Origin of the sequence: Flavonifractor plautii ATCC 29863, from assembly GCF_000239295.1 — a bacterium.
Lineage (GTDB): Bacteria > Bacillota > Clostridia > Oscillospirales > Oscillospiraceae > Flavonifractor > Flavonifractor plautii.
On the sequence record NZ_JH417680.1, the window covers coordinates 20510 to 40167 of the forward strand.

General features: G+C 62.1%; 24 protein-coding genes. 4 read left to right on the plus strand and 20 right to left on the minus strand.

Going from position 1 to position 19658, the window contains the following annotated elements:
- Nucleotides 1-7: 7 nt before the first annotated feature.
- From recN to HMPREF0372_RS04695, 20 genes are all read right to left on the minus strand, one after another.
- Nucleotides 8-1711, minus strand: coding sequence for a DNA repair protein RecN (recN, locus tag HMPREF0372_RS04600; RefSeq protein ID WP_007489386.1), 1704 nt, complete (start codon nt 1709-1711; stop codon nt 8-10).
- A 24-nt stretch (nt 1712-1735) separates the two neighbouring features.
- On the minus strand, nt 1736-2188 hold the full coding sequence (locus tag HMPREF0372_RS04605; RefSeq protein ID WP_007489387.1) for an arginine repressor: 453 nt from the start codon (nt 2186-2188) through the stop codon (nt 1736-1738).
- Complete coding sequence (locus tag HMPREF0372_RS04610) at nt 2185-3054, minus strand: NAD(+)/NADH kinase (RefSeq protein ID WP_007489388.1); 870 nt, start codon at nt 3052-3054, stop codon at nt 2185-2187. The genes HMPREF0372_RS04605 and HMPREF0372_RS04610 overlap by 4 nt, the downstream gene beginning before the upstream one ends.
- On the minus strand, nt 3051-3869 hold the full coding sequence (locus HMPREF0372_RS04615; RefSeq protein ID WP_007489390.1) for a TlyA family RNA methyltransferase: 819 nt from the start codon (nt 3867-3869) through the stop codon (nt 3051-3053). Before HMPREF0372_RS04615 ends, HMPREF0372_RS04610 begins: the two co-directional genes overlap by 4 nt.
- A complete protein-coding gene (gene dxs / locus HMPREF0372_RS04620; RefSeq protein ID WP_007489391.1) occupies nt 3862-5703 on the minus strand; it encodes a 1-deoxy-D-xylulose-5-phosphate synthase in 1842 nt (613 codons plus the stop codon). Before dxs ends, HMPREF0372_RS04615 begins: the two co-directional genes overlap by 8 nt.
- A 54-nt stretch (nt 5704-5757) precedes the next feature.
- Nucleotides 5758-6219, minus strand: a complete 462-nt coding sequence (locus HMPREF0372_RS04625; RefSeq protein WP_007489392.1) for a divergent PAP2 family protein — start codon at nt 6217-6219, stop codon at nt 5758-5760.
- Nucleotides 6220-6229: 10 nt separating this feature from the next.
- Nucleotides 6230-7111: a polyprenyl synthetase family protein gene (locus HMPREF0372_RS04630; RefSeq protein WP_007489393.1), complete on the minus strand. Its 882-nt coding sequence runs from the start codon at nt 7109-7111 to the stop codon at nt 6230-6232.
- A gap of 2 nt (nt 7112-7113) precedes the next feature.
- On the minus strand, nt 7114-7347 hold the full coding sequence (gene xseB / locus HMPREF0372_RS04635) for an exodeoxyribonuclease VII small subunit (protein ID WP_007489394.1): 234 nt from the start codon (nt 7345-7347) through the stop codon (nt 7114-7116).
- Nucleotides 7348-7363: 16 nt separating this feature from the next.
- Nucleotides 7364-8569, minus strand: a complete 1206-nt coding sequence (xseA, locus tag HMPREF0372_RS04640) for an exodeoxyribonuclease VII large subunit (RefSeq protein ID WP_007489395.1) — start codon at nt 8567-8569, stop codon at nt 7364-7366.
- Nucleotides 8566-9495: a tRNA (adenosine(37)-N6)-threonylcarbamoyltransferase complex transferase subunit TsaD gene (locus HMPREF0372_RS04645; RefSeq protein WP_007489396.1), complete on the minus strand. Its 930-nt coding sequence runs from the start codon at nt 9493-9495 to the stop codon at nt 8566-8568. Before HMPREF0372_RS04645 ends, xseA begins: the two co-directional genes overlap by 4 nt.
- A gap of 1 nt (nt 9496) precedes the next feature.
- Nucleotides 9497-9994: a transcription antitermination factor NusB gene (gene nusB / locus HMPREF0372_RS04650; RefSeq protein ID WP_007489398.1), complete on the minus strand. Its 498-nt coding sequence runs from the start codon at nt 9992-9994 to the stop codon at nt 9497-9499.
- A 200-nt stretch (nt 9995-10194) separates the two neighbouring features.
- Nucleotides 10195-10584 (minus strand): Asp23/Gls24 family envelope stress response protein, encoded by a 390-nt coding sequence (locus HMPREF0372_RS04655; protein ID WP_007489400.1) that lies wholly within the window; start codon nt 10582-10584, stop codon nt 10195-10197.
- 97 nt (nt 10585-10681) lie between these two features.
- The gene (locus tag HMPREF0372_RS04660; RefSeq protein ID WP_007489402.1) at nt 10682-11263 is read right to left on the minus strand and encodes a SpoIIIAH-like family protein; all 582 of its coding nucleotides are present in this window, start codon (nt 11261-11263) and stop codon (nt 10682-10684) included.
- Between the two features lie 10 nt (nt 11264-11273).
- On the minus strand, nt 11274-11807 hold the full coding sequence (locus tag HMPREF0372_RS04665) for a stage III sporulation protein AG (RefSeq protein ID WP_007489403.1): 534 nt from the start codon (nt 11805-11807) through the stop codon (nt 11274-11276).
- Nucleotides 11804-12295: a stage III sporulation protein AF gene (locus tag HMPREF0372_RS04670; protein WP_007489405.1), complete on the minus strand. Its 492-nt coding sequence runs from the start codon at nt 12293-12295 to the stop codon at nt 11804-11806. Before HMPREF0372_RS04670 ends, HMPREF0372_RS04665 begins: the two co-directional genes overlap by 4 nt.
- A 5-nt stretch (nt 12296-12300) precedes the next feature.
- Complete coding sequence (locus HMPREF0372_RS04675) at nt 12301-13404, minus strand: stage III sporulation protein AE (protein ID WP_039996695.1); 1104 nt, start codon at nt 13402-13404, stop codon at nt 12301-12303.
- An 18-nt stretch (nt 13405-13422) separates the two neighbouring features.
- Entirely contained in the window at nt 13423-13809 is a 387-nt protein-coding gene (locus tag HMPREF0372_RS04680) for a SpoIIIAC/SpoIIIAD family protein (RefSeq protein ID WP_007489407.1), read from the minus strand.
- 3 nt (nt 13810-13812) lie between these two features.
- Nucleotides 13813-14007 carry a stage III sporulation protein AC gene (gene spoIIIAC, locus HMPREF0372_RS04685; protein WP_007489408.1) on the minus strand — a complete coding sequence of 65 codons (195 nt, stop codon included), beginning with the start codon at nt 14005-14007 and terminating at the stop codon, nt 13813-13815.
- A gap of 13 nt (nt 14008-14020) precedes the next feature.
- Nucleotides 14021-14533, minus strand: coding sequence for a stage III sporulation protein AB (locus tag HMPREF0372_RS04690; protein WP_007489409.1), 513 nt, complete (start codon nt 14531-14533; stop codon nt 14021-14023).
- Nucleotides 14527-15444 (minus strand): hypothetical protein, encoded by a 918-nt coding sequence (locus HMPREF0372_RS04695; RefSeq protein ID WP_007489410.1) that lies wholly within the window; start codon nt 15442-15444, stop codon nt 14527-14529. The genes HMPREF0372_RS04690 and HMPREF0372_RS04695 overlap by 7 nt, the downstream gene beginning before the upstream one ends.
- A 312-nt stretch (nt 15445-15756) precedes the next feature.
- Between HMPREF0372_RS04695 and HMPREF0372_RS04700 the strand changes: the two genes are divergently transcribed.
- Genes HMPREF0372_RS04700 through HMPREF0372_RS04715 form a run of 4 tightly spaced genes read left to right on the plus strand, consistent with a single transcriptional unit; the run spans nt 15757 to nt 19645 of the window.
- Nucleotides 15757-16818: an ABC transporter permease gene (locus tag HMPREF0372_RS04700; RefSeq protein ID WP_226916605.1), complete on the plus strand. Its 1062-nt coding sequence runs from the start codon at nt 15757-15759 to the stop codon at nt 16816-16818.
- Nucleotides 16815-17813, plus strand: coding sequence for an iron chelate uptake ABC transporter family permease subunit (locus HMPREF0372_RS04705; RefSeq protein WP_007489414.1), 999 nt, complete (start codon nt 16815-16817; stop codon nt 17811-17813). The genes HMPREF0372_RS04700 and HMPREF0372_RS04705 overlap by 4 nt, the downstream gene beginning before the upstream one ends.
- A 3-nt stretch (nt 17814-17816) precedes the next feature.
- Nucleotides 17817-18569 (plus strand): iron ABC transporter ATP-binding protein, encoded by a 753-nt coding sequence (locus HMPREF0372_RS04710; RefSeq protein ID WP_007489416.1) that lies wholly within the window; start codon nt 17817-17819, stop codon nt 18567-18569.
- Nucleotides 18570-18619: 50 nt separating this feature from the next.
- Complete coding sequence (locus HMPREF0372_RS04715; protein ID WP_007489418.1) at nt 18620-19645, plus strand: siderophore ABC transporter substrate-binding protein; 1026 nt, start codon at nt 18620-18622, stop codon at nt 19643-19645.
- Nucleotides 19646-19658 lie beyond the last annotated feature (13 nt).

Below are 19658 nucleotides of genomic sequence, written 5' to 3' on the forward strand. Positions count from 1 at the left end.
CAAAAGATTACTTTTGTTGGGTTAAAGCCCGCTTGAACCGTTCCGCACTGTCCAGCAGTTCCCCCGCCGCCGCCAGTGTCGCGCCGGTGATGCGCTCACCAGAGGTCAGCCGGGCCAGCTCCTCCATGCGCCGCTCCCGGCTCAGGCGCTCTACTTCTGTGAAGGTTCTCCCCTTGCGCTCCCCCTTCTCCACAGAGAAATGGACGTCCGCCATGGCCGCAAGCTGGGGCAAGTGAGTGACGCAGAGCACCTGCTTGGTGCGGGCCACGCCCGCCAACTTCTCCGCCACCTTCTGGGCTGCCCGGCCGGACACACCGGTGTCCACCTCGTCAAAAACCAGTGCGCCCACCTGATCATTCTCCGCCAGCACATTCTTGAGGGCCAGCATGATGCGGGCCAGCTCACCGCCGGAGGCGATCTTCTGGATGGGCTTCAGATCCTCCCCTACATTGGCGGACATAAGGAACTGCACCTCGTCCAGTCCGGTTTCGTCCATGGCGTACTCCCCCGCTTTGGGCCGGAACTCCACCTGGAACCGCACTTTCGGCATGTCCAGTTGGGCCAATTCCGTTTGAATACGCTCCTCCAGCGCCTTGGCCGCTTCACGGCGCGCCCGGCTCAGCGCCTCACCCCGCCGCCGGACCTCCTCCATCGCTTTGCTCAGATCCCTTTCCAACCGGGCAATGGTATCGCTGGAGAACTGAATCTCGTCCAGCTCCTTTCTGCACCGCTCCAAGTAGTCCAGCATCTCCTCCACGGAGTCCCCGTACTTCTTTTTCAGCCGGTAGATCACATCCAGACGACTCTCCAGCTCGTCCAGCTCACCGGGTTCAAAGTCGAAACCATCCCGTAAATCCCGCACCTGCTCGGCCAGATCATCGGCCGAGCAGCGCAGCTCCGTCAGCCTGTCCACCAGCTCCGCCACCTGCCCGCTCAGCCGGACCGCCGCGTGGAGTGAACTCTCTGCCGCGCCGATCAGGCCGGCGGCCCCCTCACGCTCCTCATCGCCTGAGAGGGCCAAATGGGCGCCCTCCACCGCCTCAATCAGCTTGCCCGCATTGCGCAGCAAATTGCGGCGCTCGGTGAGGACCTCCTCCTCCCCGGCCTTCAGTCCGGCCCGCTCCAGCTCGGTGATCTGGAATTCCAGGCCGTCGATGCGCCGGGCCTTCTCCGCCTCGTCCATCTGGAGAGCCGCAATCTCCCGGCGCAGGACGGCAAAGCGGCCAAAGGCCGCCCGGTATTCTTCCTGCAGCGCTCCCGTTTCTCCGAATCCATCCAGATACTCCAGGTGGCACCGCTCATCCAGGAGTTGCTGGCCGTCGTGCTGCCCGTGGATATTGAGGAGCTGCCGGCCCAGTTGCCGTAGCTGAGCTACGGTAATCAGCCGTCCGTTCAGGCGGCACACATTCTTGCCGTCCGGCTGGATCTCCCGCTGGATCAGCAGATTTCCATCCTCGTCCGGCCCTCCGCCGTTCTCCTGGAACCAGGCCAGCGGAGGCAGGCCGGTAAAGACGGCATTGACGAGGGCGGATCTGGCCCCTGTCCGAATCAGATCCCGGCTGGTCCGCTCTCCGATGATGGCGCCGATGGCATCCACTACAATGGACTTGCCGGCTCCCGTTTCCCCCGTCAGAGCGTTGAATCCCTTGTCGAACTGAATGTCCGCCGATTCGATAACTGCGATATTCTCAATGTGCAACAGTGAGAGCATGCCGACCACCCCGCCGTTTCCGCTTTATTTCAGCATTGTGTGGATCTCGTTGCAGAACTCCTGCGCGTCCTCGTTGGTGCGCATGACCAGCATCGCGGTATCGTCCCCCGCAAGACTGCCCACCAGTCCTGTGATCTCCATGCCGTCAATGGCTGCGCAGGCCGCCGATGCCACTCCCGGCATGGTCTTGAGCACAATGATGTTCTGGGCCAGATCAAAGGAGATGACCCCCTCCTTGAAAATCGTGCGCAGCCGGCTGGCGACATTCAGCGACGCCTTGCGCTCTGACACCGCGTAGCGGTAGGTCCCGTAGCCGGTAAGCTCCTTGATCAGATGCAGCTCTTTGATGTCCCGGGAAATGGTCGCCTGGGTAGATTGGAGTCCGCGGGCCCTCAGCTCCGCCAGAAGCTGATCCTGTGTATCAATATCCTGTTCCTCAATAATGCGCAAAATCTCCTGCTGACGTTTTCCCTTCACGCCTTGGCACCTCCCAGTTTCTGACTTAGTATATCATAAAAGCTCCGCCCTGTCACCCGTACCAGACGGGTCTTGGAGCTGGACATCTTCAGCTCCACCACATCGCCGCTGCCCAGACGAAACGCCTTGCCGCCATCTACCGACAAATAGGCAGTCTTGCGTGACTGCTTCCCCATTTTAATGGACACCGTACGCTCCCGTCCCAAGACGATGGACCGGGCGGAGAGGGCATGGGGACAGATGGGCGTCACAATCATATTCTCCGCCGTAGGCTCCACGATGGGGCCGCCCGCCGACATGGAATAGGCTGTAGAGCCGGTGGGCGTACTCACAATCACGCCGTCAGCCGAAAAATTGGCGATCATCACCTTGTCGCCATATACCTCCAGATCCACGACCCGGGCCACAGCCCCTTTCGTGAGGGCTGCGTCGTTCAGGGCGATGTCATTGAACAGCACCTTTCCATCCCGGCGGACCGCTACATCCAACATCATACGGGATTCGATCGTGTACTTCCCGGCCGCCAGCTTGGACAGCATGGACAGCTCGCTCTGCTCCAGCTCAGCCATAAAACCCACGCTACCCAGATTGACCCCCAGTATAGGCACCTTGTGGGCGTTGGCGTCCTTGGCCGCGTGGAGGATGGTTCCGTCTCCTCCGAAGCAAACCAGCATGTCCGCGTTTTTCAGCTCCTCCTGGGTGTCCTTAAACTGGATATGCTTTGGGAATTCCAGATTGCTGCCCTCCAGGAGGAAGGGCAGACACATGGCGGTCTCCACCCCCACGTTCCGCAGAATCTTTTCCGCGGCCTGGGCCGCCCGCAGGCCCCGGTCCCGGTATGGGTTTGGGCTCAATACCACTTTCATTGTCCGGTTCCCTCCAATGCCCCGTGCGATGCCTCGACCAGAGCTGAAAGGTCGCCGTTCCAGGGCTCGCCCGCCCCGACACACAGGTGTCCCAAATATTCGATGTTGCCCTCCGGTCCCCGAATAGGCGAAAAGGTCATTTCCTTTACAGTAAAGTCCGCCTCATGAGCGTTCTGCAAAAACTGCCGCAGCACCTCCAGATGGACAGCGGGATCCCGCACAACCCCCTTCTTGCCCACCTTCTCACGGCCCGCCTCAAACTGGGGCTTCACCAGACAGACTACCTGTCCGTCCGGCTTTAGGATACCCCGTAGGGCGGGTAAAATCAGCTTTAAGGAGATAAAGGACACATCCACTGTACCGAAGTCCAGCAGCTCTGGAATCTGCTCCGCCGTCAAATAGCGCACGTTGGTCCGCTCCATGCACACCACCCTGGGATCACTGCGCAGGCTCCAGGCCAACTGTCCATAGCCCACATCCACTGCATACACCTTTTCCGCCCCATTTTGGAGCATACAGTCGGTAAAGCCGCCGGTGGACGCCCCGGCATCAATGGCATGTACTCCCTTTAAGCGGATGCCGGAAAAAGTCTTGAGGGCTTTCTCCAGCTTCAGCCCGCCCCGGCTCACATAGGCCAAAGCCTGTCCACGCACCTCAATCGGGACGTTCTCCTCAACCTGCGTCCCGGCCTTGTCCACCTTTTGTTCCCTGACATAGACTTGACCGCTCATGATCACCGCCTGGGCCCGCTGCCGGCTTTCAGCCAGACCTCGTTCCACCAGCAGGACATCCAGCCGCTTTTTTACATTAGCCATGACGGCAGACCTCCAATGCTCTGTGATATAGGCTCGCCCCGTCCAAACCGCACAGCCTTTGAAGCTGGGGCACCGTTCCATGGGTAACAAAGGCGTGTCCGGTATTCACCAAGGCCAGCCCTCGCACCTGGATGCCAGCGTCAAACAGGCCTGCGGCGATGCGCTGCCCCACACCGCCCGCCGCCGCGCTGTCCTCCGCAACCAGAAGCCGTCCTGTCTTTTGAACAGAGGCAGTCAGCCGCTCCAGCGGAATCGGTGTAATGGTATTTAACTTCACAACCTCTGCCTGGATGCCATTCCGTGCCAGACGGTCAGCGCAGTCTAGAAGCTGGTTAAGCATCATACCATAGCCCGCCAGGGTAATGTCCGCTCCCGTCCGCAATAGGGTGGCTGGCTCCACCGGGACGCTGCCCTGGTAGGCGCCCTCCCCTCCCCTGGAGTAACGGACTGCCACTGGACCCTCCACGTCATAGATGGCATAGCGCAGCATCTCCCGCAGCTCCTGAAAACTGCTGGGGCAAAGCACCGTCATGCCGGGGATGGTGTCGAGAAAGGCTGGATCAAAGACGCCGTGGTGGGTCTCGCCGTCCTCCCCCACCAGCCCGGCCCGGTCCACCGCCAACACCACATGGAGCTGCTGAAGCGCCACGTCGTGGAGCAGCATATCGTAGCTGCGCTGGAGGAAGGAGGAGTACACTGCAAAGACCGGGCGCATCCCCTGCTTGGCCATGCCCGCTGCCATGGCCACCGCATGGCCCTCGGCAATGCCCACGTCAAAAAAGCGCGCCGGAAACTGACGGGCAAAGCGGTTCAAGCCGGTTCCCCCCTGCATGGCGGCCGTAATGGCACAGAGCTTGCCGTCTTGCTCTGCCAAGGAACAGAGGGTCTCTCCAAACACGGCGGAAAAGCTCTCCCCTGAACCATGCACCAGCTCCCCTGTCTCTACACAGAAGCGGCCAACACCGTGAAACTGATCCGGATTGCGCTCCGCTGGTGTATAGCCTTTCCCCTTCACAGTTCTTACATGGAGCAAAACAGGGCCGTTCAGCTCCTTCGCATAGCTCAAAAGCTGCGTCAGATACTTGACATCATGCCCATCCACTGGTCCCAGGTAGGTAAAGCCCATATCCTCAAACAGGCTGCACGGCAACAGACTGTCCTTGATGGCCGTTTTGATCTTGTGGGTTGCATGGTAGATGTGACCGCCCAGCGGCAATACGCTCATGACCTTACGGTAGCCCTTTTTAAAGCGCAGGTACTGGGGCTTCAGCCGCTGGCGCGCCAAATGCTCCGCCACGCCGCCCACGCTCTTTGTGATCGACATGCCGTTGTCGTTGAGAATGACGATGAGCGGTTCCCCGCTGTCCCCCGCATCGGACAGGCCCTCATAGGCGAGCCCGCCGGACAAGGCGCCGTCGCCGATCAACGCCAGAACATGATAGTCCGCATGTTGTAATGTTCTTGCCCTTGCCATTCCAATGGCCACCGATACTGAGTTAGAGGCGTGTCCCGCGACAAAGGCGTCGCTTTCACTCTCCACCGGTTTGGGGAAGCCAGCAATTCCGCCGAAGGTACGCAGCGTTTCCATCGCCTGATTGCGGCCGGTGAGAATTTTGTGGGCGTAGCACTGGTGTCCCACATCGAACACCAAACGGTCCCGTCCGGTGTCGAACACCCGGTGGATGGCGACAATCAACTCCACCGCTCCCAGGCTGGAGGCCAGGTGGCCGCCGGTGCGGGAAACCGTGTCGATCAGGCGCGCCCGCAGCAGCCGGCACAGCTCCACAGCCTCACCGTCACTCAGTTCTCCCAGTTGATTCGGTACGTGATTCAAATCAAAATTCAGAATGGTTCCACCTCCCGGCCCACAGAGGCCCGGAATTCAAAATTACGTCCACAGCCAAGCGCCCAGCAATCCTACACTGATACCCAATAGGCCGCCCATCAGCACCTGGAACGGCGTGTGCCCCAGGAACTCCTTGAGCTCCTTACCGAAAATGGCGGGCTTCATCTCAGTCCAGTGTTCCATGATATAGTTCAGGATCTTGGCCTGCTCCCCCGCCGCCTTGCGGACATTGGCCGCGTCGTACATCACCACAATGGCGACCACGGCAGAAATGGTGAATACGGGCGACGCCCAGCCGTACATATAGCCCATGGCCGCCGCGCAGGCGCAAACAAAGGCAGAGTGGGAGCTTGGCATTCCCCCGCTGGAGAGAATATGGCGCCAGTCCAGCTTTCCCTGGGAAATCAGCGTGATGACAAACTTGAGCACCTGGGCGATCGCCCAGGCCAGGATGGACAGGTTTAAAATCAGATTTCCGGTCAGAAAATCTACGACATTGCTCATATAAGTCCTCTCATTTCTCGCGGCCGGCCAGCGACTGCGCCAGACCGCGGAGGCTCTCCGCCTCCGAACCGAAGGGCGCCAGGGCCTCCACCGCCCGGTCGGTCAACTCCGCCACCAGGATACGGCAGTCCGCCAGACCTTTGAGCGCCACAAAGGTGGTCTTGTCGCTCCTGACGTCTGAACCGATGGGCTTGCCCAAGGTGGCCTCATCACCCACTACGTCCAGGATATCGTCCTGAATCTGGAAGGCCAGCCCCAGGCAGTCGGCATAGCGGCACAGGGCCTCCCGCTGTTCCTCCGCTCCGCCGGCCACGGCGCAGCCCATCTCCACAGCCGCTCTGATCAGCGCACCGGTCTTGAGGCGCTGAAGCTCCTCCACCTCGGTCAGGCCAAGGGCGCGGCCCTCGCCGGCCATATCCAGCACCTGTCCGCCCACCATGCCGCGGCCGCCGGCGGCCCGGGCCAGGATGCCCGCCGCCGCCAATACACGCTCCGGCGGAAGCTTCTGTCCCGGGGCCAGCATGGTCTCAAAGGCCGCCGTCAGAAGGCCATCGCCGGCCAAAACCGCGTTGGCTTCTCCAAACACCTTGTGGTTGGTAGGGCGGCCCCGCCGCAGATCGTCATCGTCCATGCAGGGCAGGTCGTCGTGGATCAGGGAGTAGGTGTGAACCATCTCAATCGCCCCGGCAAAGGGCAGGGCATCCTCCACCGCTCCGCCGCACAGGCGGCAGGCCTCCAGCAACAGCACGGGCCGGAGGCGCTTTCCGCCGGCCAGAAGGCTGTAGCGCATGGCGTCATACAGGTTCCCACGGGGCGCACAGTCCTGGAAACAGGCGTGCAGCCAGTCCTCGATCCGGGCCCGGTGCTCCTCCAGACGTTCCAGCTCCGCCATGACTATCCCTCCCCCTCAAACGGCTCCTCCTTCGGGTTTCCATCCGGCCCGGCTAGGAGCTTGGAGACCTTCTGCTCCGCCTTGTCCAACTGTGTGGTGCATTTCTTCATCAGTCTGGTCCCTTCTTCAAAGAGGGCCAGCGCATCCTCCAGAGGAGCGTCACCCTGTTCCAACTGTTTTACAATCTCCTCCAGCCGCGCCATGGCCTGTTCAAAGGTCACTTTCTTTTCCGCCATCTATTTCGTCCTTTCCCTATCCGGCAGGTTCAATCACTTTACAGGAAACCTTGCCATCCGCCATGCGCAGGCGCAACGTCTCGCCCGGCATGGCCTCCTTCGCGGAGCGAAGTACCGCCCCGTCTGACCGCTGGGGAATGGCATAGCCCCGGCCCAGTACCTTGAGGGGACTCAGGGCGTCCAGCGCCGCCGCCAATCGGGCAAAGCGCTCCCGCTCCCGGCCCATGGCCCCGGTCAGTCCGTGGGCCAGCCGGTCCCGCTGGTAGTCCAGCAGCATCCGCCGGTCATTGATATAATTCATGGGGTCCTGTAGCGCCCGGCAGCGCCCGGCCTGCTCCAGTTCACGGCAGGCCCGCTCCAGTCGGCGGCCCATTGCCCCGGTCAAGCGACCTTCCATCTGCTCCAGCCAGCCATAGCACTCGTTCTGATCCGGCACCGCCAGCTCCGCGGCGTTGGAGGGGGTGGCCGCCCGGAGATCCGCCACAAAATCCGCAATGGTCACGTCGGGCTCATGGCCCACGGCGGAGATGACCGGAATCTCAGAGGTGTAGATGGTACGGGCCACGTCCTCGTCGTTGAAGGCCCAGAGATCCTCCATGGAGCCGCCGCCCCGTCCGGTAATCAGCAGGTCGGCCACCCTATGCCGGTTGGCCCAGGCGATGGCCGCGCAAAGCTCCCCAGGGGCCTCCGCCCCCTGTACCCGCACCGGCAGCACCAGCACCTCCGCCAGCGGCCAGCGGGCCCCCAGTATGCGGAGCATATCCCGCACCGCCGCCCCCGCTGGGGAGGTAATGAGGGCGATTTTTCGGGGATAGCGCGGGATGGGCTTCTTGTGGGCCGGGTCGAACAGCCCCTCTTGGTAGAGCTTCTGCTTGAGTTGTTCAAAGGCCACATGGAGGTCCCCCACGCCGTCGGGTGTCAGCTCACTACAGTAGAGCTGATACTGCCCGTCCCTTGGAAAGACCGTTACCCGGCCAAAGGCCACCACCTTCATGCCGTTTTCCGGACGGAACCGCAGGCCCATGGCCTCCCGCCGGAACATGACACAGCGGATGGCCCCCTCCGCGTCCTTCAGGGAGAAGTAGTGGTGTCCGGAGGGATAGGCCTTGTAGTTGGAGAGCTCTCCCCGCACAAAAAGGCCGGCCAGAGCACCGTCGCGGTCCAGCAGGCCTTTGATATATTGGTTGACCTGGGTTACGCTGTAAATTGGGGCGTTCTTCATGCCTCGGCCTCCTGTCTCAGACTGCGCCAAGCCAGAATGGCCGCCCCCATGGCGTTGTCGGTGGAGTACTGGGGCGCGGCAAAGGCTGCGTCGCTCATAACAGTACGCAGCAGGCGGTTGGAGGCCACGCCGCCGGAGCACAGCACCGGCAGGCCGGGCCAGCGTTTCCGGGCCGCGTCGGTGGCCCGACGTACTGCCGACGCCACCGTCTCCAGGGTAAAGCGGGCGATCTCCGCCGGCGGCTTTCCCTGCTCTGCCAGCGCCTTTACCTTATTTTCCATCCCGGACAGGGAGAATGTCAGGTCGTTCAGCTTTACAGGAAATCCCCGTATCAAGTCGCTCTCCGACGCCAGGACGTCCAGCGCCTTTCCCGCCGGGAAGGGCAGGCCCAGGAGCACACCGGTGCGGTCGATGAGCTGTCCGGCGGAGATGTCGCTGGTGCCGCCCACACATTGCGCCCTGACATTGCCCCCGTCCGGCTCCACATAGAGCAGCTCTGTGGTGCCGCCGGACAGGTGCCAAGCCAGCATGGGCCGGTCCAGCAGCTCCAGCCGTCCCGCTGACCAGGCGGCGGCGGCGATGTGGCCCTGCTGGTGGGACACGGCGTAAAACGGCACGCCCAACGCATCCGCCAGCGTCTGCCCCTGCCCCTCTCCCGCCAGAAAGCAGGGCATATAGGAGCCCTCCACCGCCCTCGGCCGGGTACTGGCCCCCACGGCGGACAGGCCGGTCAGCCAGCCTTCCGCCCGCAGCTCGGCAAAGCGCCCAGGCAGGTGTTTGATGTGCTGGAACAGCGCGTCGCTCTGCCGCAGACCCAGCTCGCCGGGGCGCACCTCCAGCAGCCGGCCGGCGTTATAGCCGCCGCTGCCGTCAAATACCGCTGCCGAGGTGGTGTAGTTGCTTGTGTCGATGCCCAGTGCGCGCATATTACGCCTCGTCCTGCGGCCGCTCCGCCGCTGGCTTGAGGCCCACCGGCTCCGGCGGGCACTCGTTGCGGACGAAGGAGCCCAGGATGCCGTTGACAAAGGACACGACCTCCGGCTCCTCATAGTGCTTGGTCATCTCCACCGCCTCATTGATGGCGGCGGCGTTGGGGATATCCTGCATATACAGGATCTCATACATGGCCACCCGCATGATCGCGATGGCCACCCGGTTCAGACGGGAGTATTTCCAGCCGATGGCATACTTCGAGATGTATTCATCCAGCTCGGGGCTGTGTTCATACACGCCCTTCACCAGCTTGGAGATATACTCCCGCTGCTTCTCATTGGGGAACTCCGCATAGAGCGGCTCCTCCTCCCCAATCTGCTCAAAGGTCTTGCGGTTCAGCGCCTCCGCCAGCAGTTCCTCTGCCGTCTGGTTGGTAAAGCCCAGCTCAAAGGCAAAGTGGACGGCAATCTCTCGGGCAGCAGTTCTGGTCATTCCGGTTCCTCCATGGCGGGATAATCCCGCGGCTTTTTGTCATAGATGATTGTATTATACAACAACCATGCATAAAAAGAAAAGAGCAAATTCCACGCAACGTCAAAAAGCCCAGGGCACGCCCTCCGCACCCCGGGTTTTCCAGGAAAAACATACACAGACGCGTGCCGGAACCCGGCACGCGTCTGGTGCTTCTCCCTTTACTGGGCCTTCTTTCCATCCCGGTCGAAGGCAACGCCCAGCACATGGACGTTGACACACTCCACCGTCAGGCCGCTGGTGTTCTCGATGGCACTGTATACTGCGTTTTGGACCTCCTTCGCCACATCAATAATGGTATAGCCATACTTGATGAGTAAAGAGACATCCACGCGGATGCTCTCCTCCTCCACTGCGATATGGATGCCCTTGGACAGGTTCTTCTTTCCGCCCAGCAGTTCGGCGATGTCACTGCCCAGATTGGCGGCGAGGCTTCCAACCCCCTCCACCTCCATGGCAGCGGCAGCGGCGATCACCGCCAGAACCTCCTCAGAAATATGGATGTTCCCAAGCTCGTCAGGGCGGGAGACATATTCCTTTCCATCCGCCATTCCGGTCACGCTCCTTTTCTCTACTCGGTCGTTTTCATTGTACCACAAAATAGAGAAATTACAACTGGTTTTTCTCCGCGCGCTCCAGAACCACCTATCACTCGGCCTCGATAATCTTCACCTGGCTGGCCTCCATCCCGGTCTCGTCGGTGACAATTTCAGTGATTTTTGCCACGTCCGCATCGGTGAGGCCGCCCTCCCGGGCCGATACCACCACGCTGACGCTCTCATCGCCGATAAAGGCCACGCAGTCGGTGTAGCCCTTGGCCGTCACCAGGTTCTCAATCTGCGCCTCGGAGACGGTATAACTGGCCAGGGTCTGGATTGCCTCGCCGTTGGCCTCCTTCATGGTCTCATCGGCGCTCTCATTGGCGATGGAATCCTGGAGGATCGCCAGGGCGCTGTCCCGCGCCTGCTGCCGGTTCAGACGGGCCGAGTCGAAATAGCTCCCGCCGCCGGTGGTCCCTGCCTCGGGCGAGGCGGAGGATGCCGGGTCGGGGCTCGCTGCCGTTCCTCCCACCAGCGGGTCGCTGGTCTGGCCGTTCACCAGGGCCGCCTCACCCAGTGTCTTGCCCGCATCCGCCGTCTCTCCACTCTGATACGACCAGTTCAGATAGACGGCCACACAGACAAAGAGCACGATCGCGGCCACCACGGCATTTCGTTTCCACACTTTCATCTTTGCTTCCTCACTTTCCTTTACAAACTGATATCTTGTCCGCGCCAAGTCCCGTTAACGCGGAAACCGCCTCCACCAGACGAAGCTGGACCGTCGGCTCTCCGCCTCCCGAGCATACCACAAGAGCCCCCTGGAATTGGGGCGAAAGCTGCTGTAAAGTCACCGTTCCCTCTACGCCGGAGCCGGCTGAAATCACTACATTGGTTACCTCCGCCTCCGTCCTCCCCTCATCCACTGTGCTCTGGGAGTCCTGGGCCAGAATCCGGCGCGGGCCGCTCTGTAGGGTCAGCACCACCCGCACCTCCCCAACGCCGTCGATCTGGGCCAAGGCCTGTTCCAGCTTCCGCTCCAGCTCCTCCACCTGGAAAGGGTCGGAACCGGATTCCTGACTGCTTTCAACCGCCCCGCCGCCGCGCTTCTCCCCGCCGAAGGAAGGCAGCAGCAAAAGCACCACTCCGGCCAGAATCACCACAAGTACAAATTTGTACCGGTCAAACAGGCTGCGCAGCTTGCTGCCCCATACCCCGAAGCCCTCTGTTTTCATCCCTCGTCCCCGCTTTCGTACCGCTGCCGCTCCGCCGGGATGGCGAAGTCTTCCTCAATGGTCCGCTCCAGCGCCTCCTGCTGCTCTGCCGTCAGGCTGCCCATGACGGTAACCGACTGTGGAATAGGCCACTCTTCCTCCCCGTCCGCCTCCACCGTAACTTGGCAGTCGATGCCCAGGGCGGCCGCCTTGTCCTGAATATATGCGCCGGACTGTTCTTCTATGATGTCCTTCATCAAGATTTCGTTCTCCTCCTCCAGATCCGCGCTGTATGCGCTCAGCTCCAGCTTGTACTCCGTCAGTGCCCGGGTCAGCGCCGTGGTATCCAGCTTTAGCAGGGGGTTCAGGATAGCCGCCAGCAGCACCAGCCCCCCGGTCAGGCGGGCAATGCGCCTGATACTCCCCGCCGGAATCAGGCTCTCGGCCAGAGCCACGAGCATAGCCGCACAGGTGATCCCAACCAGCCAATGTCGAATCAGTTCCAGCATGGCCTCTACCTCACCACCGCCGTAATGGCGGAAACCATGGAGATGAGCAGCAGCAGGGCGCTGGCTCCGGTCATCCCAAGTACCAGCCCGAAGGCGCCGCCGATCTGGTCAATGAGCCCCGCCACCCGGCCGCTGGAAACGGTAGCGCTGAGGGCGGAGGTCACTTTATACGTCAGGTAGTGGATACCGAGCTGGAGGAAGGGCGCCACGCACATGCACAGCACCGCAAGCATGCCGAACACCCCCACCGCGTTTTTCAGTATTCCGGCCCCGGCCAATACGGTTTCCGCCGCGTCGGACAGGATACCGCCCACCACCGGAACCAGGCTGGACATGGTAAATTTGGCCGCCTTGACGGTTACCGCGTCGGTAGAGCCCGCAATCACACCGCTGACGGTCAGATAACCCACAAAAACCAGCAGGACCACGGTTAGTACACTGGTCACCACCCACTTCAGGGTGCCTGCGATGCGCTTGAGCCCCTCGTTTCCCACCGCCGCATAGGCCACACAGGCGGCTATGTAGGTATAGACCAGGGGCAGCAGCAGGCGGTTGATGAGGGTAATCAGCATGTCGGAAAAGAGCATGGTGGCCAGTTGGCGGGCCACTGCCCCACTGGGAGAGCCTGCGGCGGCGGCCGCCGCCGTAATCGTGGGCAGGAGTATCTTTGAAAAGGTCTCCATCTGTTCCAGCGCCTCCCGTCCCATTCCGATGAGGGAGTTGGCGTCCGCCACCGCCACCGCAGTGATGGCCAGTGCGCCCACAATGGCCACTACATCGGTGGTCTGACTCACCCCCATGCCGCCATACAGCCCCTCGGCCAGGCCGCACAGCAGCACCACCGTCAGCAGCAGCACACCGCTGCGCACAGCCTTGCGCACCACACCAGAGATCTGTCCGCTGCCGGTATCCAGAATGGTTTGGAGCCCTTCATCCAGACTGATGCCCGCCTCCAGCGCTCCGTCGGGCAGATAGCCCCCCGCCGCGTCCTGGAGCGCATCCAGATCCAGCGCCTCCGACTGGGCGGCCAGCACATCGCTGGCCGAGGCCGCCCCCATGCCCGACAGCAGAAGCAGAACCGCCAGGCACATCAGTATTCTTCGTCTCATTCGTATCCCCTTCGTCTTTTACAGCAGTCCCGTCACAGTGTCCAGCACCGCCCGCAGCAGCGGAAGGGCCACGCACAGGGCCACGGCGGCCCCCGCGGTCTCCACGAAGGCCGCGATGCCGCTCTCCTTCGCGTCCCGGCACACCTCGGCGGAAATGTGGGTCAGGATTGCAATACCCACGGTCTTGAGCACCGGAGCCAGCACCGCCGGCGACAGGCCGGCGGCCTCGCCCAGCTCGTCCATCAGGGCGCGCACGCTCTCCACCGCCCCCAGGGCCATGGTCAGAACCAGCGCTCCGGCGGCCAGAGAGAGAACCAGCCCCACCTCCTGCGCCCGCTGCTTCACCACCACGGCGCACACAGCGGCGGCTACGGCGGCGGCGGCAATCTTCAGAATATCCTCCATGGTTCACAGCCCGAACAGGTTTTTAACCAGTTCAAACAGGCCGCTGATCTGCTGCACCACCATCATTAGCACCACTACCAGCCCGGCCAGGGTGGTCATGGTGGCCTGTTCATCCCGCCCCGAGCGGGAGAGCACCTGATTGAGCACCGAGACCAGAATCCCAATGGCCGCAATCTTGAAAATCAAATCCACATCCATATCGCACGCTCCCTCACAGCAGCAGGATAACCAGGAATGCCCCGGCCGTGATACCGAGCACCTGGTACATCCTCCCTTGTTTTTCCCGGGCCTCCCGGGCCTGCTCCAGCGCCCGGGACAGCTCCGCACGGGTGTGGGCGAGGGCCTCCCGCTGCCCGTCCCCGTCATAGCGGCCCAGCACCTCCCCCAGCTCCTCCAGGGCCAGCCGCCCCGGGCCGTCCAGCCCCAGGGGCACCTGCTCCAGGGCCTCCCGCCACAGCTCCGCCATGGACCGCTCTCCCAGCTCGTCCAGCAGGGTCCGGCAGCGGGCAAACAGCGTGCACACCGGCGGAGGGCTCTCCGCCGCGGCGCGCTCCAGCAGCTCCGGCATGGGCGTCAGGCGGAAGGCAATCTCCCGCTCCATCCCCTCCAGTGCCCCCAGCAGAGCCCGAAGCACCGCCACCCGGCGGGAGAGCTGGGCGGCGGCGGAGCAGCCCAGCGCCCCCGCCCCGCCGGCCAGCAGCAGCGCCCCGATCAGCTTCAGCATAGCTCCACCACCTGGTAGCGCCGTTCCCTCCCCGCCCGCTCGATGATCACCAGCCGCCGGAACAGCCCCTCGTCCAGCAGGCGGCGGTACAGGGGACGGGCCTTCAGCTCCTCCAGACTCCCCGCATGGGCGGTGCACAGCAGCGACACGCCGCAGTTGGCCGCCATCTCCAGCGCCGCAGCGTCCTCCGGCGCGGTGATCTCATCCGCCGCCAGCACTTGGGGGTTCATTCCCCGCAGGAGCATCAGCAGTGCCGGTCCCTTGGGGCAGCCGTCCAGCACGTCGGTCTGCCGCCCGATGGAGAACTGCGGCTCCCCCTGATACATGGCGGCCAGCTCGCCCCGCTCGTCCGCTACCCCCACACGGAGGGCGGGGCCGCCCTCCCCGTCGGAGACGGCACGGATCAGATCCCGCAGCAGGGTGGTCTTTCCGCCTCCCGGCGGCGAGAGGAGCAGTGTGCTCTGGAGCACGCCCCCACTCCACAGCCTGTCCAGGACCGCCGCGGAGAGCCCCGGCACCTCCCGGGCCACCCGGATGGCCAGCGAGGAGAGCTGCCGCAGATTTCGCACCTCCCCATCCCGCACCACGCCGCTTCCACAGATGCCGATGCGGTGCCCGCCGCGTACGGTAAAAAAGCCGTTGCGCACCCGTTCCAGCGCCGTATGGGCGGAGGCCTGAGTGGCAATCTCCAGCACCAGGCTCAGATCCATGGAACGCACCGGCGCCTCCGCACCAGGAACCGTCCGCTCACCCTCCGGGCAGACCAGAGTCAGTGGACGCCCCGCCCGCAGGCGGAGCTCCTCCGCCCGGGCCTGGCTTGTCCCATCCAGCCGTTCCACCGGCCGCCTGAGATGGGGCGGCAGCAGAGCCGCCGCCTGGCGGAACCGGACTGCATTTCGTTCTTCCGACATACCCTCACGTCCTTCTTTTGTACTTGGCACATCCTATGAACGCCTGTCCCCGTTTATGCCCCTTCTATTTATATTCACTATTCCTATCTATTTTGTATATTTTCCATAGATTGGCGGTCATAATTTTGTCGGAATCACCGCTTGCACAGTTCTCCCCGGATATGGTACCCTATGGACGAATTAGGTTTGTTATTGCTAACCACTTTACTGAGTCCCGAGCGACGTGCAATGTGATGCGGCATGTAAGTCCAGTTTGCTCACAAGGTGCGCTGTCTTTTTTTGCCCAAAAGTTAGTTATAGCTAATTATAACCTTGAGAGGAGGACCTCCCATCAAACGACATCTTTCCACCCTGCTCTTGGCACTGGCCCTTCTGGTGCTGTCGATCTGGTCACTGTTTCTCGGCGTGATCGATATAAACCTGTCCGGGCTGCTGTCGGGAGAGCTCGAACAACTGGAGATTTTTCTGATCTCGCGTCTGCCCCGCCTGCTGGCGATCCTGTGTACCGGGGTCGGCATAAGCGTGGCCGGTCTGATCATGCAGCAGCTCTGCATGAACAAATTCGTCTCTCCCACCACCGGAGCCACCATCTCCTCGGCCCAGTTCGGCATTCTTCTGGCCCTCCTGTTCCTGCCGAACTCCACTCTGTGGGGACGGGCGCTTTTCTCCTTCGTCTTTGCCGTTCTGGGTACCTGGACCTTTGTCTGGTTCATTCAGCGCATCCAGTTCAAGGACGTGGTCATGGTTCCCCTGGTGGGCATCATGTTCGGCAATGTCATCGGCGGCCTCACCAACTATCTGGCCTACCAGTATGAGATGACTCAGGCCCTGTCCACCTGGACCGTGGGCCACTTCTCCATGGTGCTCCGCGGCCGGTATGAGCTGGTCTACCTGATCGTACCGCTGGTCACCCTGGCCTTTCTGTTTGCCAACCACTTCAATATTGTCGGTATGGGGAAGGACTTCTCCAAGAACCTGGGCGTGCCCTACAACTTGGTGCTGTTCCTCGGGCTGACCATCGCCGCGATGATCACCGCCAGCGTGGTTGTGGTCGTGGGCTCCATCTCCTACATCGGCCTGATCGTCCCCAATGTGGTGGCCATGTTCAAGGGGGACAAGATCCGCGGCACGCTGATGGACACGGCCCTGTTCGGCGCCGTCTTCGTGCTGGGGTGCGACATGATCGGCCGGGTGGTCATCGCCCCTTACGAGCTCCCCATCGAGCTGATTGTGGGCATACTGGGCAGCCTTATCTTCGTGGTGCTGCTGCTCTACCGGCTCCGCCACGGCCGCAAGGCGATCCGTCTCACGGGAGGCGGCGCCGGCTGCGGCTGCGCCTCGGCGGCCCATCTGGATGGAGGTGACGCCGCATGAACCGGACAAGCACGGCCCTTCCCTCCGCCTCCTATCAGGCGAACGTCCGCAAGGTGACTCTGCTGGCCCTGCTGGTTCTGCTGGCCGCGGTGTGCTACATGGTTGTGGCGGTCAACTTCGGCAGCCAGCAGTTGATGCTCTACTCCATGAAAATCCGCACCCCCAAGCTGGTAGTCATGCTCATCACCGCCTTTGCCATCGGCGGCGCCTCCATCGTGTTCCAATCCATCATCAACAATACCATCGTCACCCCCTGCCTGCTGGGTATGAACTCCCTCTACACCCTGATTCACATGGCGGTGGTCTTTTTCGCCGGCTCGGGCAGCCTTCTGGCCCGCAGCGCGAACCTGTCCTTCGCGGCGGATGTGATCCTGATGGGCATTGTGGCCACCATTATCTACAGCTATCTCTTTCAAAAAACGAACCACAATGTACTCTATGTCCTGCTCATCGGCACCGTGCTCTCCTCCTTTTTCTCCAGCATCCAGACCACGCTGACCCGGGTGATGGACCCCAATGAGTACGACAGCCTGCTCTCCACCCTGGTGGCGGACTTTGAAAACATCAACTCCGAGATCATCGTCTTCGCCCTGGTGCTGCTGGCGGGGCTGATCTTCGTCCTGCGGCGGGATCTGGCCCTGCTGGATGTGCTCACCCTGGGCAAGCACCAGGCCATCAATCTGGGAGTGGACTACGACCGGAGCATCCGCCGCCTGCTGCTGGGCGTCACCCTGTGCATCGCGGTGGCCACTGCCATGGTGGGCCCCATCTCTTTCCTCGGCCTGATTATCGCCAACATCGCCCGTCAGCTCTTCAAGAGCTACCGCCACACCTATTTGATTCTGGGCTCCGCCCTGGTGGGCATGGTGGTGCTGGTGGCGGGACAGCTTGTGGTGGAGCGTATCTACCACTACGCGGTGCCCATCAGCGTGTTCATCACCGTGGGCGGCGGCGTCTACTTTCTCTATCTTCTTTTGTCCAACAGGAGGGTGTAACCCATGCGTGTCAAGGATCTGACCAAACAGTACGACGGCAAGACGGTGGTGGACTCCGTCAGCTTTGAAATCCCGAAAGGCAAGGTCATCTCCATGATCGGCCCCAACGGCGCGGGCAAGTCCACGGTGCTCAACATCATCTCCCGCCTGATCGCCCGGGACAGCGGCCTGGTGGACTTCGACGGCCGGGACATCGGCAAGTGGAAGAGCAAGGAGCTGGCCAAGCGGCTGGCCATCCTCACCCAGAGCAACAACATACAGATGAAGCTCACGGTTCGGGAGCTGGTGACCTTCGGCCGCTTCCCCTACTCAGGCAGCCATCTGAACGAGGAGGATCAGCGCATCATCGACAAGGCCATCGCCTACATGGAGCTGGAGCCCTTTCAGGACCGGTTCATTGACGAGCTCTCCGGCGGCCAGCGCCAGCGGGCCTATATCGCCATGGTCATCGCCCAGGACACCGAGTTTATCCTTCTGGACGAGCCCACCAACAACCTGGACATCTATCACGCCACCAACATGATGAAAATCGTCCGCCGCCTCTGCGATGAGCTGGGAAAGACGGTGATTCTGGTCCTCCATAAGATCAACTACGCGGCCTTCTATTCCGACTACATCTGCGCGTTCAAGGACGGAAGGATCGCCAAATTCGGAACCGTAGAGGAGGTGATGACCAAGGAAACGCTGTCGCAGATCTATCAGGTGGACTTTGAAATCATGGAGATCGAGGGTCGCCCCCTGTCCATCTACTATTGACCCTGCCGCTCAAACAACCGCGAACATTCGCTTAGAAATGGAGAACACACATGAAAAAAGGAATCTCTCTTGCACTCGCCCTGGCCCTCGCACTGGGCCTGACCGCCTGCTCCACCGGTGGAGACGACACCCGGTCCACCGGCAGCCCCTCCCCCGCCGTGGAGAGCCCTGCGGCCGGCACCGAGGCTCCCTCCGCCCCCGAAACCGTCACCATCACCTCCCTGAACGCCGACAAGGAGGCCGTGGAGCTGGAGGTCCCCTACGATCCTCAGCGCATCGCCATTCTGGACATGGCCTCCCTGGATATTCTGGATGCCCTGGGCGTGGCCGGGGGCCGCGTTGTCGGCTCCGCCGACACCTCCCTGGACTACCTCCAGAGCTATGTGACCGATGAGAACGTGGCCAATCTGGGCACCATCAAAACCGCCGATCTGGAGGCGGTCATGGCCGCCCAGCCCGATGTGATCTTCATCGGCGGCCGCCTGGCCAAGTCCTACGACGCCCTGAGCGAGATCGCCCCCGTGGTCTACCTCGCCACCGACAGCGAGCTGGGCGTGGTGGAGAGCGTCCGCCAAAACGCCGCTACCATCGCCTCCATGTTTGGTCTGGAAGACAAGGTGGACGAGCTGATGGCCGGCTTTGACGCCCGCATCCAGACCCTGGCCGACTTCGCCGCGGACAAGGCCGCCATTGTGGGCATGTGCACCAGCGGCGGCTTCAACGTGCTGGGCAACGACGGCCGCTGCTCCATCATCGGCCGGGAGATCGGCTTTGAGAACATCGGCGTGGATGCTGACATCGATACCTCCACCCACGGCAACGAGGCCTCCTTCGAGTTCGTTGTGGAGAAGAACCCCGACTACATCTTCGTCATGGACCGGGACGCCGCTATTCAGACCGACGGCGCCCAGCTCGCCCAGGAAATCATGGAGAACGAGCTGGTCATGGGAACCGATGCCTACAAGAACGGCAATATCGTCTATCTGGCCCACCCCGCCGTATGGTACACCGCCGAGGGCGGCATCACCGCTCTGGACATTATGCTCCAGGATCTGGAGAGCAAGCTGCTGGGCTGAGCCCGGCAAACAA

Excerpts from the sequence above, each read along its gene's own strand:
- xseB (WP_007489394.1), bottom strand. The coding sequence starts at position 7,347 with ATGGCGGAAAAGAAAGTGACCTTTGAACAGGCCATGGCGCGGCTGGAG.
- recN (WP_007489386.1), bottom strand. The coding sequence starts at position 1,711 with ATGCTCTCACTGTTGCACATTGAGAATATCGCAGTTATCGAATCGGCG.
- HMPREF0372_RS04610 (WP_007489388.1), bottom strand. The coding sequence starts at position 3,054 with ATGAAAGTGGTATTGAGCCCAAACCCATACCGGGACCGGGGCCTGCGG.
- HMPREF0372_RS04660 (WP_007489402.1), bottom strand. The coding sequence starts at position 11,263 with ATGAAAGTGTGGAAACGAAATGCCGTGGTGGCCGCGATCGTGCTCTTT.
- HMPREF0372_RS04670 (WP_007489405.1), bottom strand. The coding sequence starts at position 12,295 with ATGCTGGAACTGATTCGACATTGGCTGGTTGGGATCACCTGTGCGGCT.
- HMPREF0372_RS04680 (WP_007489407.1), bottom strand. The coding sequence starts at position 13,809 with ATGGAGGATATTCTGAAGATTGCCGCCGCCGCCGTAGCCGCCGCTGTG.
- HMPREF0372_RS04625 (WP_007489392.1), bottom strand. The coding sequence starts at position 6,219 with ATGAGCAATGTCGTAGATTTTCTGACCGGAAATCTGATTTTAAACCTG.
- HMPREF0372_RS04615 (WP_007489390.1), bottom strand. The coding sequence starts at position 3,869 with ATGGCTAATGTAAAAAAGCGGCTGGATGTCCTGCTGGTGGAACGAGGT.
- HMPREF0372_RS04710 (WP_007489416.1), top strand. The coding sequence starts at position 17,817 with ATGCGTGTCAAGGATCTGACCAAACAGTACGACGGCAAGACGGTGGTG.
- HMPREF0372_RS04630 (WP_007489393.1), bottom strand. The coding sequence starts at position 7,111 with ATGGCGGAGCTGGAACGTCTGGAGGAGCACCGGGCCCGGATCGAGGAC.
- HMPREF0372_RS04645 (WP_007489396.1), bottom strand. The coding sequence starts at position 9,495 with ATGCGCGCACTGGGCATCGACACAAGCAACTACACCACCTCGGCAGCG.
- HMPREF0372_RS04665 (WP_007489403.1), bottom strand. The coding sequence starts at position 11,807 with ATGAAAACAGAGGGCTTCGGGGTATGGGGCAGCAAGCTGCGCAGCCTG.
- HMPREF0372_RS04695 (WP_007489410.1), bottom strand. The coding sequence starts at position 15,444 with ATGTCGGAAGAACGAAATGCAGTCCGGTTCCGCCAGGCGGCGGCTCTG.
- HMPREF0372_RS04690 (WP_007489409.1), bottom strand. The coding sequence starts at position 14,533 with ATGCTGAAGCTGATCGGGGCGCTGCTGCTGGCCGGCGGGGCGGGGGCG.
- HMPREF0372_RS04715 (WP_007489418.1), top strand. The coding sequence starts at position 18,620 with ATGAAAAAAGGAATCTCTCTTGCACTCGCCCTGGCCCTCGCACTGGGC.
- xseA (WP_007489395.1), bottom strand. The coding sequence starts at position 8,569 with ATGAAGAACGCCCCAATTTACAGCGTAACCCAGGTCAACCAATATATC.
- nusB (WP_007489398.1), bottom strand. The coding sequence starts at position 9,994 with ATGACCAGAACTGCTGCCCGAGAGATTGCCGTCCACTTTGCCTTTGAG.
- HMPREF0372_RS04675 (WP_039996695.1), bottom strand. The coding sequence starts at position 13,404 with ATGAGACGAAGAATACTGATGTGCCTGGCGGTTCTGCTTCTGCTGTCG.
- HMPREF0372_RS04705 (WP_007489414.1), top strand. The coding sequence starts at position 16,815 with ATGAACCGGACAAGCACGGCCCTTCCCTCCGCCTCCTATCAGGCGAAC.
- spoIIIAC (WP_007489408.1), bottom strand. The coding sequence starts at position 14,007 with ATGGATGTGGATTTGATTTTCAAGATTGCGGCCATTGGGATTCTGGTC.
- HMPREF0372_RS04655 (WP_007489400.1), bottom strand. The coding sequence starts at position 10,584 with ATGGCGGATGGAAAGGAATATGTCTCCCGCCCTGACGAGCTTGGGAAC.